This window comes from Deltaproteobacteria bacterium GWC2_65_14, from assembly GCA_001797615.1.
Lineage (GTDB): Bacteria > Desulfobacterota > Deferrimicrobia > Deferrimicrobiales > Deferrimicrobiaceae > GWC2-65-14.
Map to the genome: position 1 here is coordinate 59,466 of MGPV01000066.1, position 18,694 is coordinate 78,159.

General features: G+C 64.7%; 16 protein-coding genes and 1 pseudogene. 9 read left to right on the forward strand and 8 right to left on the reverse strand.

The genetic code is table 11. The features are described from left to right. Positions 1–7: 7 nt before the first annotated feature. The 3 genes and pseudogenes from A2X88_07050 to A2X88_07060 all read left to right on the forward strand — a co-directional run bounded on the left by A2X88_07050 (position 8) and on the right by A2X88_07060 (position 1,698). Positions 8–337 carry a hypothetical protein gene (locus A2X88_07050; GenBank protein OGP32812.1) on the forward strand — a complete coding sequence of 110 codons (330 nt, stop codon included), beginning with the start codon at positions 8–10 and terminating at the stop codon, positions 335–337. 155 nt (positions 338–492) lie between these two features. Beyond that, a pseudogene (locus A2X88_07055) lies at positions 493–960 on the forward strand (ABC transporter substrate-binding protein). Positions 961–1,029: 69 nt separating this feature from the next. After that, positions 1,030–1,698, forward strand: coding sequence for a hypothetical protein (locus A2X88_07060; protein ID OGP32813.1), 669 nt, complete (start codon positions 1,030–1,032; stop codon positions 1,696–1,698). 124 nt (positions 1,699–1,822) lie between these two features. On the opposite strand, the gene A2X88_07065 is transcribed toward A2X88_07060, so the two are convergent. Then, positions 1,823–2,452 carry an FMN-dependent NADH-azoreductase gene (locus A2X88_07065; protein ID OGP32814.1) on the reverse strand — a complete coding sequence of 210 codons (630 nt, stop codon included), beginning with the start codon at positions 2,450–2,452 and terminating at the stop codon, positions 1,823–1,825. 243 nt (positions 2,453–2,695) lie between these two features. On the opposite strand from A2X88_07065, the gene A2X88_07070 reads away from it, so the two are divergent. Further along, positions 2,696–7,282, forward strand: a complete 4,587-nt coding sequence (locus tag A2X88_07070) for a glutamate synthase subunit alpha (protein OGP32815.1) — start codon at positions 2,696–2,698, stop codon at positions 7,280–7,282. Further along, the gene (gene gltD, locus A2X88_07075; GenBank protein OGP32816.1) at positions 7,275–8,705 is read left to right on the forward strand and encodes a glutamate synthase; all 1,431 of its coding nucleotides are present in this window, start codon (positions 7,275–7,277) and stop codon (positions 8,703–8,705) included. The genes A2X88_07070 and gltD overlap by 8 nt, the downstream gene beginning before the upstream one ends. A gap of 5 nt (positions 8,706–8,710) precedes the next feature. Here gltD and A2X88_07080 read toward each other — a convergent pair whose 3' ends face one another. From A2X88_07080 to A2X88_07095, 4 genes are all read right to left on the reverse strand, one after another. Then, a complete protein-coding gene (locus A2X88_07080) occupies positions 8,711–9,151 on the reverse strand; it encodes a D-tyrosyl-tRNA(Tyr) deacylase (GenBank protein OGP32817.1) in 441 nt (146 codons plus the stop codon). A gap of 34 nt (positions 9,152–9,185) precedes the next feature. After that, a complete protein-coding gene (locus A2X88_07085) occupies positions 9,186–9,857 on the reverse strand; it encodes a hypothetical protein (GenBank protein ID OGP32818.1) in 672 nt (223 codons plus the stop codon). Between the two features lie 79 nt (positions 9,858–9,936). Beyond that, positions 9,937–10,653, reverse strand: coding sequence for a hypothetical protein (locus tag A2X88_07090; GenBank protein OGP32819.1), 717 nt, complete (start codon positions 10,651–10,653; stop codon positions 9,937–9,939). 30 nt (positions 10,654–10,683) lie between these two features. Continuing rightward, on the reverse strand, positions 10,684–11,511 hold the full coding sequence (locus A2X88_07095) for a hypothetical protein (GenBank protein ID OGP32820.1): 828 nt from the start codon (positions 11,509–11,511) through the stop codon (positions 10,684–10,686). Positions 11,512–11,757: 246 nt separating this feature from the next. Here A2X88_07095 and A2X88_07100 point away from each other — a divergent pair, with 246 nt between their 5' ends. Then, positions 11,758–12,438 (forward strand): hypothetical protein, encoded by a 681-nt coding sequence (locus A2X88_07100; GenBank protein OGP32821.1) that lies wholly within the window; start codon positions 11,758–11,760, stop codon positions 12,436–12,438. Between the two features lie 169 nt (positions 12,439–12,607). Here the strand turns inward: A2X88_07100 and A2X88_07105 are convergent, their stop codons facing one another. After that, entirely contained in the window at positions 12,608–13,090 is a 483-nt protein-coding gene (locus A2X88_07105) for a hypothetical protein (protein OGP32822.1), read from the reverse strand. 485 nt (positions 13,091–13,575) lie between these two features. Here A2X88_07105 and A2X88_07110 point away from each other — a divergent pair, with 485 nt between their 5' ends. Together A2X88_07110 and A2X88_07115 are read left to right on the forward strand one after the other, a co-directional pair. Further along, positions 13,576–13,803 carry an antitoxin, RHH family protein gene (locus A2X88_07110; GenBank protein ID OGP32832.1) on the forward strand — a complete coding sequence of 76 codons (228 nt, stop codon included), beginning with the start codon at positions 13,576–13,578 and terminating at the stop codon, positions 13,801–13,803. 1 nt (position 13,804) lies between these two features. Further along, positions 13,805–14,083, forward strand: a complete 279-nt coding sequence (locus tag A2X88_07115; GenBank protein OGP32823.1) for an addiction module antitoxin RelB — start codon at positions 13,805–13,807, stop codon at positions 14,081–14,083. Positions 14,084–14,146: 63 nt separating this feature from the next. Here A2X88_07115 and A2X88_07120 read toward each other — a convergent pair whose 3' ends face one another. Both A2X88_07120 and A2X88_07125 read right to left on the reverse strand, forming a co-directional pair. After that, on the reverse strand, positions 14,147–15,181 hold the full coding sequence (locus A2X88_07120; protein ID OGP32824.1) for a cation diffusion facilitator family transporter: 1,035 nt from the start codon (positions 15,179–15,181) through the stop codon (positions 14,147–14,149). A gap of 379 nt (positions 15,182–15,560) precedes the next feature. After that, on the reverse strand, positions 15,561–17,195 hold the full coding sequence (locus tag A2X88_07125; GenBank protein ID OGP32825.1) for a peptide chain release factor 3: 1,635 nt from the start codon (positions 17,193–17,195) through the stop codon (positions 15,561–15,563). A gap of 521 nt (positions 17,196–17,716) precedes the next feature. Here A2X88_07125 and A2X88_07130 point away from each other — a divergent pair. Beyond that, positions 17,717–18,652, forward strand: a complete 936-nt coding sequence (locus tag A2X88_07130; GenBank protein ID OGP32826.1) for a hypothetical protein — start codon at positions 17,717–17,719, stop codon at positions 18,650–18,652. Positions 18,653–18,694 lie beyond the last annotated feature (42 nt).

The following is an 18,694-nucleotide window of genomic DNA, read 5'->3' on the forward strand; positions in this document are numbered from 1 at the left end:
TGAACGGGTGACCCAGCGCACGGAAGGGGCGCCCGTTCCCCAGAACCGAAGCGAATCGGTGCGCCGTCGGATGATCTCCCTGCTCCAGGGACGCTCTCTCACGGCGAGGCAGATCTCCGCACAGGTCGGCATCCCCGAGAAGGAGGTCTGCGCCCACCTTCCCCATGTCCGGAAAAGCGCGGAGCGGTCCGGGGGACGCTTCCAGGTCACTCCCGCGGAGTGCAACCGGTGCGGGTATTCCTTCCGGAAGCGCGACCGGATGGAGAAGCCTTCGAGGTGCCCCCTCTGCCGGGGCGAGTCGATCACCGAGCCTCTCTTTTCCGTCGAAGCCGGTTGAAACGATCCCCCCCGGAGGCCCCGCGGGGAGGATGTTCGCGATTTCCCATGCCGGAACGTCGTTCGGAAAGATGGATTTCCACGGTGGATGAATTCGCTATATACTAGGCCTATTCTACTCCTGGAACCGAAACGGGCGGAAACCGCCGGAGTTCCGGCAAGCCGGTGGCCACCACCTCCGGGACCACCTCGGTCCAGCTGATGCGGGCCCACGAGAAGGGGAAGAACATCAACTTCAAGGAGGTGTTCGGCAAGGACCACGCCGACTCCTTCCTGCTCCTTACGACCGACCGGGCGGTGGCCTTCGTCATGGACGACAACCTGCTCGCGGGGCTGATCGCCACCTCGAAGAACCCCGGGGAGTATGCGCTGGTCGGCGAAGTGCTCAACATCGAGCCGATCGCGATCATGGTCCGCAGGGACGACCCCGCGTTCAAGAAGGTCGCCGACGACACGATCCGGGGGCTTATGAAGAGCGGCGAGCTCGAGAAACTCTACACCAAGTGGTTTATGTCCCCGATCCCGCCCAAGAACATCAGCATGAACTTCGCGATGAGCGACACCCTCAAGGAGCTCATCAAGAACCCCAGCGACGCGCCGGCCGAGTTCTATAACAAGAAGTAGACGAGCCGCGCCGGGAGGGGCGGGGGATAGATCCCCCCCCCTCCCCGGCTCCGGCCCCTCGAGGCGCGGATGAACTACCACTGGAACTGGGGGATCTTCCTCGAGCAGATCAAGAGCGGTGATGAGACCTACCTCTCGTGGCTGATCACCGGGCTGGGCTGGACCGTGGCGGTGTCGATCGCCTCGTGGGTCATCGCCTTTCTCCTCGGGTCGATGGTCGGAACCGCCCGCACGACGCCCCGCCGGTGGCTGGTGCGGATATGCAACGGATACGTGGAGCTGTTCCGGAACATCCCCCTTCTCGTGCAGATGTTCCTCTGGTTCTTCGTCGTGATCCCGATGCTCATCGGGAAGCCGGTCGGCGCCGAGCGGTCGGCGCTGATCACCTTCACCGCCTTCGAGGCGGCCTACTACAGCGAGATCATGCGGGCGGGAATCCAGAGCGTGGCCCAGGGGCAGGTGATGGCGGGGTACGCCCTCGGGATGACCTACTGGCAGATGATGGCGCTGGTGGTGCTGCCCCAGGCCTTCCGGAACATGCTTCCCGTGCTGCTCACCCAGACGATCATCCTCTTCCAGGACACCTCGCTCGTCTACGCCATCGGCGCCAAGGACCTGCTCAAGGCCGCCGAGATCTCCGGGAAGAACTACAACCGGCCGACGGAGATGACGATGATGGTGGTGACCCACGAGATGGGGTTCGAAAGAAACGTGGCCCACCGGGTCATCTTCATGTGATCCCCCGCGGCCGCGAAAGCGTGCGGCTTCGTCCCGACCTCCTGAAACGCCTGCGGATTCGGGAGCAGCAGGTTCCACGGAAACGGCGAAACCAAGGATAACCGGGCGGGAAGGAGACCTCCCCTTAGAATTTCCCCGCGACCGCCTTCGCCTTCTGCAGGGCCGCCTCCACCTGCTTTTCCACCTGGTCGGGTTTCCCCAGGGTCGGCTCCGCCACGACGGACTGAATCCCCTGAAACCCGATGAACCCCAGGATCAGCTCCATGTAGCGCTTCTGCAGGTCGAGCGCCTCCCCCTCCGACCCGGGCGGATAGGCCCCTCCCCTCGCGTAGACCACCGCGGCGGGTTTGCCGGTCACCAGCCCCTTGTACCCCTCTTTCGGAGAGAAGGAGAAGGTGTACCCCGGCTGGACGATCACGTCGAAGAAGTGCTTGAGCTTGTACGGGATCCCGAAATTCCACATCGGCACGGAAAACAGGTACTTGTCCGCCTCCGTGAACCTCCGGATCACCCGCTCCACCGCTTCCCAGGCCTTTTTCTGGTCCGGGGCATGCTGCTTGCCGTGGAGGATCACATATTTCGAATCGATCACATGCCCGTCGAAGGAGGGGAGGTCGGTCTTCCAGAGATCCAGAGTCTCCACGGTGTCGCCGGGGTGGCTCTTGCGGTACTCCTCGAGAAACGCTTTCGCGACCCGGATGGACGACGACCGTTCCTTGCGCGGGGACGACTCGACGTGGAGCAGTTTCGCCATGAGGGACTCCTTTTCATTGGAGGGTGGAAGCGGAACTCTCCCTACAGGGAAAAGATGCCTCCATCCTCCCCGTGGATTCGGGAAGGCGGCGCGCGAGGCGAGGCGGACAGCCTCAAGGGCCATCTTGGGGTGGAATTTTCGCCCGGAAAAGCATAGTATCTATAATTTCCCGGTCCGTAGTGCCGGAAAGACGGACGTGGGATAATGAGGACTATGACGACGACAGGAACGAGGCGGATACCGATGCCGAATCATACGGGGTTTCCCAAGGTCAACGCGGCCGGGGTCCCTTCCCGGACGGGGCTGTACGACCCGGCCTACGAGCACGACAGCTGCGGGGTGGGCTTCGTGGTCCACCTTTCCGGAGAGCCGGCGCATTCCATCGTGGAGAACGGGATCCAGGTGCTGGTCAACCTGGAGCACCGGGGGGCGATCGGCGGCGACAAGTCCACGGGGGACGGCGCCGGGATCCTGTTCAAGACCCCCGACGCCTTCTTCCGGAGGGTGTGCGGAGGGGTCGGGTTCCGCCTCCCCCCGGTGGGGGAATACGCGGGGGGGTTCTTCTTCCTCCCGACGGACGACGCCCTCTCGGCCCGCTGCCGGGAGACGGTGGCGCGGATCGCCGGGGAGGAGGATTGCCCCGTGATCGGATGGCGGGAGGTCCCGGTCCACACCGGCATCCTCGGGGACCTCGCGGGATCGAGCTGCCCGGCCTTCTGGCAGGGATTCCTCTTCAGGGGATCGCTGGATCCGGAGGCCTTCGAGCGGAAGCTCTACATGATCCGGCGCCTCGCGGAGAAGGAGATCCGGGGCTGGACCGACTGCGACGCCAGCCAGTTCTCCGTGCCGAGCCTCTCGGGACGGACCGTGGTCTACAAGGGGCTGCTCACCGGCTCCCAGCTCCCCCTCTTCTTCCCGGACCTGCGGGAGAGGGACTTCATGAGCCCCTACGCCCTGATCCACCAAAGGTACAGCACGAACACCCTGCCGACGTGGCACCTCGCCCAGCCCTTCCGCCTGATGGCGCACAACGGGGAGATCAACACGCTTCGGGGGAACATCAACCGGATGCGCGCCCGGGAGGCGGTGATCTCCTCCACCCTGTTCGGCGCGGACCTCGGGAAGATCAAGCCGGTCCTGATCGAGGACGGGAGCGACTCGGCGATCTTCGACAACGCGCTGGAGCTGCTCGTCCGGGCCGGACGCTCCCTCCCCCACGCCGTGATGATGATGGTACCGGAGGCGTACGGCCGCAAGTTCCCGATGAGCGAGGACAAGCGGGCGTTCTACGAGTACCATTCCGCGATCATGGAGCCGTGGGACGGGCCCGCGGCGCTCGCCTTCTGCGACGGGAAATATATCGGGGCCACCCTGGACCGCAACGGCCTCCGTCCCGCGCGGTACACCGTCACCCGCGACGGGATGATCGTGATGGCCTCCGAGACCGGGGTGCTCGACTTCCCGCCCGCGGAGGTCGTCCAGAAGGGGCGGCTCCAGCCGGGGAAGATGTTCCTCGTCGACCTGGCCCTGATGCGGATCGTCCCGGACAACGAGATCAAGTCGAGGACCTCGCGGCAGCGCCCCTACCGCCACTGGGTGAACAACAACCGGATCGAGCTGCGCGGCCTGTTCCTCCCCCCCGAGATCCCCCTCGAGGAGCCCGAGGTCCTGCTGCGGAAGCAGCATGCCTTCGGCTACTCGGAGGAGGAGATCCGGATGGTGATCTCCCCGATGGCCTCCCGGGGGCAGGAGCCGGTCGGCTCCATGGGGGACGATACGGCGCTGGCGGTCCTCTCGAACCGGCCGAGGCTGCTCTACTCCTACTTCAAGCAGCTCTTCGCCCAGGTCACCAACCCCCCGATCGACCCATACCGGGAAGAGCTGGTGATGTCGCTCAAGACCTACGTGGGGAAGGAGGGGAACCTCCTCGACGAGACGCCGGAGCATTGCCGGATGCTGAAGCTGGCGCACCCGGTCCTGGCCCCCGAGGACATGGCGCGGCTCCGGAACGCCGACCACCCCGACATCAAGGTCCGGGACGTCGACATGCTCTTCCCCGCGAACGGCGGGGGGAAGGGGCTCAAGGAGGCGCTCCGCAGGCTCTTCGTGACGGCCGAGCGCGAAATCGCGGAGGGGGCGACGCTGCTCATTCTCACGGACCGGAACATGGACGCCGGGCGGGCTCCCATCCCCTCCCTCCTGGCCGTTTCCGGGCTGCACCACCACCTGATGCGGCGGGGGCTGCGCACCCACGCGGGGATCATCGTCGAGTGCGGGGATGCCCGGGAGGTGATGCACTTCGCGCTGCTGGTCGGCTACGGGGCGAACGCCGTCTCCCCGCACGTCGCCTTCTCCACGATCCGCACCCTCGCGGAGCATGAGCTGCTGGACCACCCCATGCTCCCCGGCGAGGCGGTCGACAACTACATCACGGCGGTCAAGAAGGGGCTCCTCAAGATCATGAGCAAGATGGGGATCTCCACCCTCCGGTCCTATTTCGGGTCCCAGATCTTCGAGGCGGTCGGGCTCGGGATGCGGTTCGTCGACGCCTACTTCACCCACACCGCCTCCCGGATCGGGGGGATCGGGATCGAGGAGGTCGCCCGGGAGGCCCGCGAGATGCACCGGACCGCGTTCCCGGAGAACGGGAGGAAGCCCCCGCGCCTGCTCGACATCGGCGGGTTCTACCTGGTCCGCGAGGGGGGCGAGAAGCACCTGTGGAGCCCCGAGGCGATCTTCACGCTCCAGCAGGCGGTCCGGCTGGGAGAGTACAAGACCTTCCGGCAATACACCCGGCTCATCGACGACCAGTCCCGGGAGCGGGCCACGCTGCGCTCCCTGTTCCGGTTCCGCAACGGGACGCCGGTGCCGATCGACGAGGTGGAGCCGGTGGAGAAGATCACCCCCCGGTTCGTCACCGCCGGCATGTCGTTCGGAGCGATCAGCAAGGAGGCCCACGAAACGATCGCCATCGCGATGAACCGGCTCGACGCGCGCAGCAACTGCGGCGAGGGAGGAGAGGACCCGGCCCGCTACCTCCCGATGCCGAACAGCGACAGCCTCCGCTCCCGGATCAAGCAGGTCGCCTCCGGCCGGTTCGGGGTGACCACCGAGTACCTGATCCACGCGGACGAGCTCCAGATCAAGATGGCCCAGGGTGCCAAGCCGGGAGAGGGGGGGCAGCTCCCGGGGCACAAGGTGAGCGTGGAGATCGCCCGGGTCCGCCATACCACCCCCGGGGTGACGCTGATCTCGCCGCCGCCGCACCACGACATCTACTCGATCGAGGACCTGGCGCAGCTCATCCACGACCTGAAGTCGGTGAACCCGAAGGTGAAGGTGTCGGTCAAGCTGGTCGCCGAGGTCGGGGTGGGAACCGTCGCCGCCGGCGTGGCCAAGGCGAAGGCCGACCTGGTCCTCATCTCCGGGCACGACGGGGGAACGGGGGCCTCCCCGCTCACCTCGATCAAGCATGCCGGGCTCCCCTGGGAGCTGGGGCTGGCGGAGACCCAGCAGGCGCTGATCCACAACCGGCTCCGGGACCGGATCGTCGTCCAGACGGACGGGCAGCTCAAGACGGGGCGCGACCTGGCCATCGCCGCACTGATGGGGGCGGAGCAGTTCGGGTTCGGGACCACGGTGCTGGTCACTCTCGGCTGCGTGATGATGCGGAAATGCCACCTGAACACCTGCCCGGTGGGGGTGGCCACCCAGGACCCCGTTCTCCGGGCGAAGTTCGCCGGAAAGCCGGAGCATGTGGTGCACTTCTTCCGGTTCCTCGCGCAGGAGCTGCGGGAGTACATGGCCGCACTCGGGTTCCGGACGGTCGACGAGATGGTGGGCCGGGTGGAGAGGCTCGAGGCGGAGCCGACCGTCGACCACTGGAAGGCGCAGGGGCTCGATTTCTCCGCGGTCCTCCTCCCCCCCTCCGGCGGGCCGGACGTGTGCCGGCGCAGCGTCCGGCACCAGCCCCACGACGTGGAGGGGACGCTGGACGCCCAGCTTCTCCGCGAGGCGGAACCCGCGCTCGTCAAGGGGGAGCCGGTCTACATCGAGATGCCGATCCGGAACGTCCACCGGTCGGTGGGGGCGACGCTGAGCGGCGAGGTCGTGCGGCGGTTCGGACCGAAGGGGCTCCCCGAGGACACGATCCGGATCAACTTCACCGGCTCGGCGGGGCAGAGCCTGGGGGCGTTCCTCGCGCCGGGGATCACGATCCGCGTCGCGGGCGACACGAACGACTACCTCGCCAAGGGGATGTCGGGGGGCAGGATCGTCGTGGTCCCTCCTCCGGGTTCGGGGTTCCTTCCCCGCAAGAACGTGATCGCCGGGAACACGGTCCTCTACGGGGCCACGGGGGGAGAGCTCTACCTCTACGGGACCGCGGGGGAGCGGTTCGCGGTCCGCAACAGCGGCGCGAAGACGGTGCTGGAGGGTCTGGGCGACCACGGGTGCGAGTACATGACCGGTGGGGTGGTCGTCGTCCTCGGGAAGACCGGGTACAACTTCGCCGCGGGGATGAGCGGCGGGATCGCCTACGTCTACGACGAGACGGAGCTGTTCGACACCCGGTGCAACCTCGACATGGTGGACGTGGAGACCGTCTGGAGGAAGGAGGACCGGCGGGAGCTCCGGACGATGATCGAGAACCACTACCGTTTCACCGCCAGCGACCGCGCGAAGACGATCCTCGACGAGTGGGAGTCCCGGCTCCCCCTCTTCGTCAAGGTGATGCCGGTGGACTACCGGAAGGTGCTCGAGAGGATGAAACAGGAGCAGGGCCGGGACGAGGACACCCTCTCCGCGACCGAGGAGGTCTACCATGGGTAAGCCGACCGGCTTCCTCGAGCACCCCCGGGAGGCCCCCCCCTACCGACCCGTCGAGGAGCGGATCCGCGACTACCAGGAGGTGGAGACGTCGCTTCCGGTCGACCGGCTGGAGATCCAGGCCTCGCGGTGCATGGACTGCGGGATCCCCTACTGCCACGTCTACGGCTGCCCGGTGAAAAACCGGATCCCCGAATGGAACGAAATGGTGTACCGGAAGCAGTGGCGGAAGGCGCTGGACTTCCTCCACGACACCTGCAACCTCCCGGAGATCACCGGGCGGGTCTGCCCGGCGCCGTGCGAGACCGCCTGCACGCTCGACATCAACACCCCTCCCGTCACGATCCGCCACATCGAACTGCAGATCGTCGAGATGGGCTGGCGGGAGGGGTGGATCGTCCCCGAGCCCTCCCCCTTCCGGACCGGCAAGAAGGTCGCCGTCGTGGGCTCCGGCCCCGCGGGGCTGGCGGCGGCGCAGCAGGCCGCCCGGGCCGGGCACGAGGTCATCCTCTTCGAGCGGGCGCCGAAGATGGGGGGGCTCCTCCGGTACGGCATCCCGGACTTCAAGCTGGAGAAGTGGGTGATCGACCGCCGGCTCGAGCAGATGCGGGCGGAAGGGGTCGTCTTCGAGGCCGGGGTAACGATCGGGAGCGACCTCTCCGCGGCCTACCTGGCCCGGACGTTCGACGCCGTCGTGATCACGGCGGGCGCCACCGTCCCCAGGGATCTCCCGATCTCCGGCCGGGAGTTTCCCGGGGTCCACTTCGCCATGGATTTCCTGACGGAGCAGAACCGGAGGGTGGACGGAGAGGCCCCGGGGGCCAACGGCGGGATCAGCGCCCGGGGGAAGCGGGTCGTGGTGATCGGCGGCGGCGACACCGGCTCCGACTGCGTGGGGACCAGCCGGCGCCAGGGGGCGGCCTCCATCCATCAGCTGGAGCTGCTTCCGAAGCCGCCCGAGGAGCGGGCCCCGACGAATCCGTGGCCGACCTGGCCCCAGATCATGCGGACCTCCTCCTCCCAGGCGGAGGGGTGCGACCGGTTGTGGGGCATCTCCACGAAGGAGTTCGTCGGCGACCGTTCCGGCGTGAAGAAGCTCCGGTGCGTGAAACTCGACTGGTCGGAGCCCGACGAGGGCGGGCGGCAAACCTTCCGCGAGATCCCCGGCTCGGAGTTCGAGCTGGCGGCCGATCTCGTCCTGCTCTCCACGGGGTTCGTCCACGTCGAGCACGGGCCGCTGGTCCGCGGGATGGGGTTGGCCCTCGACGAGCGCGGGAACCTTCAGGTCGACGCCGACCGGATGACCTCGGCGCCGGGGATCTTCGCCGCGGGGGACGCCGTGCTCGGTGCGTCGCTCGTCGTGCGGGCGATCGACTCCGGCCGGCTGGCCGCCGCCGGGGTGAACCGGTACCTCGAAAAAGCGTAAGCCGACTACCGCTCGAGGAGGATGGTGACGGGGCCGTCGTTGACCAGTTCCACCTGCATTGCCGCGCCGAAGATCCCGGCCTCCACGGGGACCCCCACGATTTCCCGCAGGGTGCGGATCGTCTCCTCATAGAGCGCCTCCGCACGGTCGGGAGGAGCCGCGCCGGTGAAGCTCGGCCGGTTCCCCTTCGAGGCATCCCCATAGAGGGTGAACTGGGGAACGAGCAGGATCCCCCCGCCGATGTCGTCGACGCTCCGGTTCATCTTCCCCGCTTCGTCCTCGAAGATCCGAAGGCGCGCGATCTTCTCGCACATCCAGCGGACCGCCGCGCCGTCGTCCCCGGGAGCGAACCCGGCGAGCACCAGCAGCCCCTGGCCGATCCGGCCGACCGCCTTCCCGTCGACCGTCACGGAGGCGCCGCCTACCCTCTGGATCACCGCCCGCATCCGGAATCGTCCCTCCCGTCCCGGTGAATGCCTTTCACCGCCAGCTCGCCAGCGCTTCCTCCGCCCCGGCGGCGGCCCGTCTCAAGGCCTCCTCCACCTGCCGGCAGAAGAGGTCCATCTCCTCCTCGGACGCCTCTTTCGGGAAATGCATCGGCTCGCCGATGAGCACCACCAGGCGGGAAAACGGCAACGGCAGGTAGACCTGGTTCCATGACCTTTTTAAGACGAACCGCCGGGAGACGGCGACTCCCGCGGGAAAGAGCGGCACCCCGGCCTTCTGGGCCACCCGGACGATTCCCGGCTTGCACACCCCGCGCGGCCCCCGCGGGCCGTCCACCGCCAGCACGACATGGTGCCCTTCCCGGACCGTTTTCATCAGGGCCAGCAACCCCCCCACCGCGCCGCGGCTCGAGGAACCTCTCACTACCCGATATCCGAGGGTACGGGCCGCCCTGGCCATGCTCTTTCCGTCCCGGGAACGGCTGACCAGGATCGTGACCCCCATGCGGCCGCCCACCGGCAGCAGGGCGATCTCGTCCCCATGCCAGTGGGCAAAGCAGGCCCCGGGAAACCGGTCCTTCTGCTCCATCCCGATCACCCGGGTCCGGACCAGCTTCGACCAGACAAAGAGGAAACGGGCCGCCCAGGCAGGCCAGCGATCCCCAAACCACCGCCCCAGAAACCCTCTCTTCCCCCTCGACTCCATACGCCCCTATCCTGCGCGGCGCGGGGCCCGAATGCAACCGGGAACGGCGGGGCTCGCAGACTCCCGTTGATCCGTGTCCTTACCCGCGCAGGGCGGAGCGCAGGAGGAAGAGGATCGGGCCGGGGGTGATCGCCAGGCAGACCAGGAGGATATATTTCGGAAACGGGAAGAGGCGGCTCATCCCGGCGACGAGACCGATTCCGCCGCCCCCTCCGATCAGGGCATTCCCGGGAAGGTTGAAAAGAACGCCGATGATCAGGTAGCGGTGCCGCAGGAGGAACGGGACGATCCGCGACGGCGCGTTCCGAAGGAGAAACCGGAGGCGCTCCTCCGGGTCCAGCGGATCGAGGGACAGGATCAGGTCCCGCGCCCGGTGAAGGTTGAACCAGTCGAACCCGCGGGCGAGGTAACGGGGAGGAAGAAGCCGCCCGAACAGGAAGCTTAGGGAAAGCGCGAAGACCGTGCAGAGGTATACAAGCAGGATCCCACGGGTTCCGAGCATCGCCATGAGCATGAGCCCCAGCTCGATTCCGGGCAGGAAGGGAACCGCCAGCAGGAGGATGTACAAGGCAGCGGTGGCGAAGAGCAGGAAAAGAGTCATGGTTACATGGCGTGGCCACATCTGGAATGCGATGCGGTTTGCCAGCCACCCGACCGCGTAATTGAGGAAAAGGAGAACGGCCAGAAACAGGGCGATCTTGACCGCGAGGGAGATCCTGCTCCGAGCCGCTACGGCTCCGTCTTCCCGCATCCTGTGCGCCCTTTCGGTGGAACGGGCATTGTCGGTCTCTTCCACGGGACGACACGAACTCCTTTCCCGGCCCGGCTATTCGACCCGGCTCCCCCGGTACCAGTACTCCCGGTCGATCGTCCAGTACCACTTTTCGTGAACCCACCGGGCCGTCGCATCCACGGCATCTCCCCGCACGGTCCCGTCCCAGGTCAAGGTGCCGTGCGTCGTGCTTACCAATTGGGCCAGGAAACGGATTCCGCCGTCTTCCGCGGTTGCCGAATAGGCCGCATTCCGGAAGTTCCACGATTCCACGCACCCGCTGGACGTGAACATGCCGTCCTGGAAGATCAGGTAGTCGTCATGGTCGGCCCCTTTCCCCTGCTCCCCGGCTTTCACGTGGAAGGTTTTCCCGTCCAGAAGATGAGAGACCGCGCCTCCCCCTGGAGGTCCGGGATCCTTCATCCCCCATTCCGTGACGGAGCGGGCCCAATGCACCGTGGGGGACGGGTTGGATCTGTACCATTTCGGTTTGCCGGCCCAGGTGTACTGAACGTCGATCCTGTCCCCCCGAACCGTGCCCTCCCAGTGGATCGTCCCCTGGGTATCGCTGCGGATGTCGGCCGCGAAGAGTATGTCTCCTCCCCGTTCCGACGACGTGTAGGCCCCGTCGCCGAACCCATGCCCCTTTTCGCAGCTGGCCGAGAGGAAACGCCCGTTCCGGAAGATCAACGTGTCCTTCCCGTCGGCCTGCCTCCCCGCTTCGCCTCTCTCGACGACGAAGACCCTGCCGTCGAGCAGACCCCGGTTGGACGTCCCTCCCGCGGTCCCCTCTCCGAGGGCAGCCGCTGTCACACGGAGAGGCAGGATCAGGATCGCCGCAACCAGGACGCACCATGTACGGACCGGAACGTTCGGTTTCATTTCGGGGGCCTCCTCCCGGCCTTCCGGCGACGCACCTTGTTGGATGGCACCGGTGAGCCCAAACATACGCCGTTACAACGATTAGATGGCGATTCAGGGGGCGGGGTGGCGTGCCCCGGAAAAAAAGATATGCCCAAACGAACGATCTAGCCACGGCAAAGGGAACGGGGTTTTTTCGCCAAACCTGCGGGACCTGAACCACCTTCTCCTTGACAGCGCCGCGCCGGGCCCGTGCCCGATCCCCCCGTGCGGCCGAAGGTCACGGTCGTCGTTCCGGCACGCGACGAGGCGGAGAAGGTCGGGGAGGCGCTGCGGTCGCTTGCGCGCCTGGACTACCCCGCCCTCGAGGTGATCGCCGTAAACGACCGGTCCCGGGACGAAACGGCCGCGATCCTCGACCGGATCGCGGCGGAAGAGCCCCGGGTGCGCGCCCTCCATATCGCGGAGCTGCCCGAAGGATGGCTGGGGAAGTGCCACGCGATGCAGGCGGGAGCCAACCGGGCCGAGGGGGAGCTTCTCCTCTTCACCGACGGGGACGTGGTGTTTGCCCCGGAGACCTTGCGTCACGCCGTGCGATTTCTGGTCGGCCGGCGGCTGGATCATCTCGCCCTGATGCCGGGCCTTGTCTCCGGTGGATACTGGGAGGACGCCGCCAAGAGTTATTTCGCGATGCTGTTCCTCGTCGGGGTGAAGGCCTGGGCGGCCGGCTCGGCGTCAAAAAACATCTACGTCGGTATCGGCGCCTTCAACCTCGTTCGCCGCGCCGCCTACGAGGGGATCGGCGGGCACGAGGCGCTCCGGCTCGAGGTCGCCGACGACCTGATGCTGGGGAAGAGGATCAAGCAGGCGGGATACCGGCAGGAAGCGCTCATCGCCTCCGATCACCTGCGGCTCCGCGAACGAACTCCACGGCGGTATAGCCGGTGACCGGTTCGACCTCGGCGCCGATGAAGGATAGCGACCAGTCCTGGTGCCCGTCGAGCAGGACGAATCCGGGCACTGGTCAGGATCGGTTCCAATCCGTCAAGGGCGCCATCTATTGCCCCAACGGATAGCGATCCCCAGAGGACGTTCTCGCCCGCCGAAAGGGGAAACCTCAAAGATCGTCCTGGAACGGCACCTCCGGCGCGTCGTACCACGATGCAAAATCCATGGGGTGGTGGGAAGGAAGCCCGCTCTCGTGGAGAAGATCGTTGATGGCGCGGTGTGCATAGGAGAGGGCGTTGTCCAGCCGCAGGAGAAGGTCCGGAGAGTCCTCCCGCGGGTCGCCGGAGAGACACGCCTCGCGCGCCTTGGCCAGATCGCATTGCGCCGACGGGAGTTCCTTGTTGGAGAGGGTGTCGCCGATTGCGGTCAGATGACGTCCGAGCTGGTTGTATGCCCTCCGGATATCCGACTGCGTCGACTCCGCCTTCCTCCAGTGACCGAAATAGATCTGGTCGTGGCCCGCGCGAAGTTCGGCGAAAGGCAGGGTCAGGTACGGACAGGGGATATCCCCCCCGGAACTGCTCGTCCTCTTCCCGGGACCGTAGACCAGTTCCACCTTGCAGGCGGGACATGTGGCGCGTGACCACGGCATGGGATCCGGCCTGCGCGCCTCCCCGGACGGGCCGGGACGACGCCGGCCCTCCTTTCCTGTGACTGGTTCCCGTGTATCACTCCCGCGATTCCGTGACATTGACCTAGGTCAATCCGTCAGATATGAAGAGGATTCCGGTGAGTGCGAAGATTGGATGCGGAGCCCATGCATCCGAACAGTGCAATTTAAAAATATGCGGGGTGGAGGTTCCCCAACCCGCTCTATGCATGAAAACCCCCTGGAAAGAAGGGGAGATATCGCTGCCTCCCCAAGTGTACAGTATTAGATCCCGCCCCGGATGGGTTGAACCGGAGATCCATTTCCGGACCGTCCTTGTCGCCCAGGTCGTCCATCAGGATGCCCCAGTGGCCGCCTACCGCGAACAGACAGCCGAGTTCGTCTCCTGGGCGAACGGCAAGTTCCGAGGCAACCCTTCCCCCGGCGCGTCCAAAGTGGTACACTTTGGACGGAAGGAGGAGACACCGATGCCTGCGAGGAATCCGAGAGTGAATGTGGTGCTGGAGAAGCCGCTCTACGAGGCGGTGGATCAATTGGCGAAGGAAGAAGGGGTATCGCTTTCGACGGTTGTGCGAGACCTCGTCAAGGAAGCCATTGAGATCCGGGAAGACATCGATCTTGGCCGCATCGCGGAGTCGCGAGAAAAGTCTCTGAAGCGTTCCCGGGCACTCGCCCACAAGGATGTCTGGGGATAACGTGGCGTTTGCGGTCAAGTATCACCCCGCCGTCAAAGAGATCGATCTTCCCCGGATCAACGTGAAAATGCGGGATCGCATCCGCAGGGCGATCGAGTCCCGCCTGATGACGGCGCCCCAGGAGTACGGGCTTCCCCTGAGGAAGAACCTGGGGGGTTATTGGAAGCTCCGGGTGGGAGATTACCGCGTAGTTTTCAAAGTCGAGGGGGAGGTCGTATATGTCCTCGGGATACGCCACCGGAAGAAAATCTACGAGGAAGTAACGGGCCGGATAAGATAATAAAAAAACGGAGGGTAAAGAGTTTGGGGGAAGGATCGAGTTACCGAATATCACGGGAATTTTTCATGGCGCCTTATGGGTGGGGGATGCGCACGGGTGCGTCTCGACCGTGACGTGCACAATTCCGAGATTCCTGGGCAGGAGGTCATAGTAACCGGCGGTTTCCAAGGGTCGAGAAGAGACAACGGCTATTTCCGCCCCATATATCCCAGGGCCTACCGACCACACATGCATGTCGGAAATCCGATTGTCGCCCTCGGATTCGATCGCCTTCCTGATCTCTTCCCTCAGTTTTTCAGGGGCCTGCATGTCGAGAAGCACACGAGCCGATGAATGGAGCAGCCCCCAGGACCAGCGTATCACCAACGCCGCTCCGACTATGCCCATGAACGGATCAAGCCAGACTTGTCTCAGATACTTCCCCGCCAGAAGGGCGAAGATCGCCAGCACCGAGGTCAGTACGTCCGCCAGCACATGGAGATAGGCGGACCGGAAATTGTGGTCCTGCTGCTCGTGGCGACGAGAGGAATGGGCGGGGACCTTTTGGTTGTGACCGTCACGATGATCATGGGAATGCTTGTGATCGTGGCTGTCAAGGTCGCCCCCGTCATCCTCCCGGCTGCTTTGTCCGTGGGAGTGGCCGTATCCGCCGAGGATCACCAGGCATATGCCGTTGACGATCAGTCCGAGAACCGCAATAAAGATCGCCTGGTTGAATCCGATGGCCACGGGAGATATGAACCGTGCAATGCTTTCACCGGCCATGACCAGAGCAAAGAGAACGAGCATCACCGCGCTGGCAAATCCCGCCAGTGAACTCACCTTGCCGGTGCCGAAGTTGAACCGCGCATCCTTGGCATGGCGGCGGGTGTAGTAGTAGGCAAAGGCGGAAATGGCCAGCGCCGAAGCATGGCTTCCCATATGGAGACCGTCCGCCAGGAGGGCCATCGAGCCGAAGGCAATCCCCGCCGCGATCTCAACTACCATCGTCACCAATGTAATGACGATGACGATCAGCGTCCGGTGCTCAGCGGATTTCTTCCGGTCTTGGCCGAAGGTGTGGTCGTGTACCCACCGCTCTATGGATTCGGTATGCATATGACTATCCTCGCGTCCTGTCGAAGGCGTCCCGTTCCGGAACCCTCAAACGACCCAGGGGAAACGGTCGGCAGCACCAACCATTTCCCCTGTTTTTATTCTAACCCAACGAATCCCTGAGGTTTCGTTGTCAATTTACCTGGCTCCCCAAAGCCATCGAGTGGCAAGCTCTATTGGATTCCGGCAAGATTGCCAACCAAGCCGACATCGCCCGCCAGGAGGGAATCACGCGCGCCCGAGTAACCCAGATCATGCGCATGCTACACCTATCACCGCTAATCCAACAGCGCATCTTGTCCTTGCCCCAAGGTATCTACCGCCCCGCTATCAGTGAACGCGCATTGCGGTCACGGGACACGCGGCCGAACCGGTAGCGACATCATCCAATGTTCGTGGATCGCCCGCTTCGGCCTGGTTGCATGGCGGCTACGAATCGCAAACCCGGATATCTCTCCTCGACTATGCCAAGCTTCCATTCACTATCGAACAACATGATGTCTCGGCCTTCGATGTCGACCAGGTTCTTGCAGCCGCGTTCCGACGGAATAGAGGCGTTTCCGCCCTGCTCACCCGGCTTGGGTTCGACCCAGCGTGCGATCCGAAAGGGAAGATGTTCCAGCGAAACGGAAACGCCGTACTCGCTCTTCAACCGGTGTTGCGTGACGTCGAATTGCAGGACACCGACCGCGCCCAGCACCGGATCGCGCTCAAGCCGCGTGCGGTCGAAGAATAGCTGAACGGCCCCCTCCTCCGAGAGCTGCTCCAATCCCTTTTTGAGCTGCTTCCGTTTCATCGGATCGGCAAGCCGAACCCGCACGAAATGCTCGGGGGAGAACCGCGGGATGCCCTCGAATTCCCATTCCCCCTGCTCGGAGAGCGTATCCCCGATGCGAAGCACCCCCGGGTCCCAGATGCCGATCACATCCCCGGCGAACGCCTCGTCGATGAACACCCGTTCCTGCCCGAGGAATTGCAGCGTGCGGTTCAGCGTCAGCACCTTCCCGGTCCGGACATGGTTCACCTCCATCCCCCGGCGGAACCTCCCGGAGCAGACCCGGGCGAACGCGACCCGGTCCCGGTGCAGGGGATCCATGTTCGCCTGGATCTTGAACACGAAACCGGAGAATCGGGGCATCTTCGCGGCCACCCTTCCGTCCGAGCTGGAGAAATCTCCCGGCGCCGGTGCGATGGTGCGAAATCTTTCGAGAAATGGCTCCACGCCGAAATTATTGATGGCGCTTCCGAAAAAAACAGGGGTGACCTCCCCGCGCATGAACCGTTCTATATTGAAGCCGCTCCCGGCTCCGTCAAGAAGAGTCAGCTCGTCCAGCAAATGGTGGTGGGTGGAATCCCCGACCATCTCCCGGAACCCGGGAGCGTGAAGGTCATCCACATGCATGGGGGCTCTCCGCGATCCTCCCTCGGCGCGCACGAAGCGGAGCACGTTGCGCGACCATCGGTCGTACACTCCTTGGAACTCGGATCCGGAGCCGATCGGCCAGTTCACGGGGCTGGTCGGAATGCCGAGCACCCGCTCGATTTCGTCCAGCAGTTCGAGCGGTTCCCGTCCGTGCCTGTCCATCTTGTTGATGAAGGTCACGACCGGCGTGCGGCGGAGGCGGCAGACCTCGAAGAGCTTGATCGTCTGCGGCTCGACGCCCTTCACGCTGTCGATCAGCATCACGGCGCTGTCGGCCGCCGCCAAAGTCCGGTAAGTGTCCTCGCTGAAATCGTTGTGGCCAGGCGTGTCCAGAAGGTTCATCCGGCAACCTTCGTATTCGAATTGAAGGACGCTCGTCGTGATGGAGATGCCGCGCTGCCTCTCCAGCTCCATCCAGTCGCTGGTCGTCTGACGGCCGCCCCGCCGCTCTTTGACGGCGCCCGCCAGGTGGATGGCGCCGCCGTAGAGGAGCAACTTTTCGGTCAGCGTCGTCTTGCCGGCGTCCGGATGGGAAATGATGGCGAAGGTTCTTCGCCTTGAGATTTCACTCTGGATGCGGTGGTTGTCGCTCACGCCCGGCCTCCGCAGCCGGGCAGTGACATTCCGTCAGCCCGGCCCTCGCATGCAATTGTCCAGGGAAATGCGATTGGCTGCTTGCGGGCGCATCAGGGCGGCGTTACGGTCAAGGCTGCGGGCGCACCGACCGGAACAAAAGCGATTGGGTCGTGACGAAAAGCGGGCAACTACGATCCTCCGGAGCCGGGCCAATCGATCCGGCCCCCTGCATTCGTTTCCATTATAAGGCCATCAACGGAAAGATGAAGGCAGGCGCGATGAGTCATAATAGATTATCGGCAGGCAAAACAATGAGAACAATCATGCATTCCCACAGTCCCAGGTTGAACGGCCGCTGCATCGTGTGCGGTGCGTTCTCCACAAGTTTTTTCGCGGGCGTAAAAGACCGTGACCACCAGCGCTGCAGTGCTTGCCAGGCGACTTTCCTGGATCCTGCCCAACGGGTTCCGCCCGACGAAGAATACGCGCGCTATTGCCAGCACCGGAACCATCCGGAGGATAAGAGATATCGGCGGTTTTTGTCGAAACTCTCCGATCCTTTGTTAAAGCGGCTGCCCCCGAGCGCGGATGGGCTGGACTACGGGTGTGGCCCTGGACCGGTCCTTGCCTGCATGCTGCGCGAGGCCGGGCACCGGATGAGATTGTTCGACCCGTTTTTTTACCCCGATCCGAAAACGCTCGACGGCTGTTACGACTTCATCACCTGTACCGAAACCATCGAGCACTTCCATCGGCCGGCCGAGGAGTTCACCCGGTTCGACACGATGTTGCGGCCGGGCGGATGGTTGGCGGTCATGACCTGTTTCCTGTCCGACGACGTTCACTTTGCTTCCTGGCATTACCGTCGCGATCCGACCCATGCGATCTTTTACCGTGAGGCAACCATGGCCCATATCGCCCGCCGGTTCGGGTGGACCTGCGAAATCCCTGTCAAGGATGTCGCCTTGATGCAAAAACCGCTGCACACCGAATCCATGTACGAGTCAATTCGCCACAGGAAGAACCTCCGGGAGGACGTAACGAAACGGATCGAATCGGGTAGGACGGGGGCCTTACGGCCCCCGTCCTCCCACACCACCGTACGTACGGTTCCGTATACGGCGGTTCCTGCCGTTCGGCGTTTTGGTGACTTCCTCGCCTGCCGTCCTACGAGCGCCCAGCCTTACCTTGCGGATTCCGTCCGCGACCTCCGGCTTCCAGGCCCCCTTTCGGAGCGTCTGCTCGGAACGCACAGAGAGTCCGTCTCGCGCTTCCTGACAGGTTCGGCCCTTGGCCGGTTGGTCAGGCCGGCTCGTACGACCTCGGCTGACTTCTGCCCGCTCATCCCGACGCCTCTCAGCGTCGGTAGCCGGATCGGCAAGCGGACAGATCTCCCCGGGTATTGCGCACCCACCTTCCCCCCATATACCCGTCGCATCTACTCCCGCCCCTTCCGGATGACTATCGGGCTTTGAATCTTATTGCCTTCTCGCCCAGGTGCGGTTGCCTCATATGCG

Excerpts from the sequence above, each read along its gene's own strand:
- A2X88_07080 (OGP32817.1), bottom strand. The coding sequence starts at position 9,151 with ATGCGGGCGGTGATCCAGAGGGTAGGCGGCGCCTCCGTGACGGTCGAC.
- A2X88_07070 (OGP32815.1), top strand. The coding sequence starts at position 2,696 with ATGCCGAATCATACGGGGTTTCCCAAGGTCAACGCGGCCGGGGTCCCT.
- A2X88_07105 (OGP32822.1), bottom strand. The coding sequence starts at position 13,090 with ATGCCGTGGTCACGCGCCACATGTCCCGCCTGCAAGGTGGAACTGGTC.
- A2X88_07085 (OGP32818.1), bottom strand. The coding sequence starts at position 9,857 with ATGGAGTCGAGGGGGAAGAGAGGGTTTCTGGGGCGGTGGTTTGGGGAT.
- A2X88_07110 (OGP32832.1), top strand. The coding sequence starts at position 13,576 with ATGCCTGCGAGGAATCCGAGAGTGAATGTGGTGCTGGAGAAGCCGCTC.
- gltD (OGP32816.1), top strand. The coding sequence starts at position 7,275 with ATGGGTAAGCCGACCGGCTTCCTCGAGCACCCCCGGGAGGCCCCCCCC.
- A2X88_07065 (OGP32814.1), bottom strand. The coding sequence starts at position 2,452 with ATGGCGAAACTGCTCCACGTCGAGTCGTCCCCGCGCAAGGAACGGTCG.
- A2X88_07060 (OGP32813.1), top strand. The coding sequence starts at position 1,030 with ATGAACTACCACTGGAACTGGGGGATCTTCCTCGAGCAGATCAAGAGC.
- A2X88_07095 (OGP32820.1), bottom strand. The coding sequence starts at position 11,511 with ATGAAACCGAACGTTCCGGTCCGTACATGGTGCGTCCTGGTTGCGGCG.
- A2X88_07120 (OGP32824.1), bottom strand. The coding sequence starts at position 15,181 with ATGCATACCGAATCCATAGAGCGGTGGGTACACGACCACACCTTCGGC.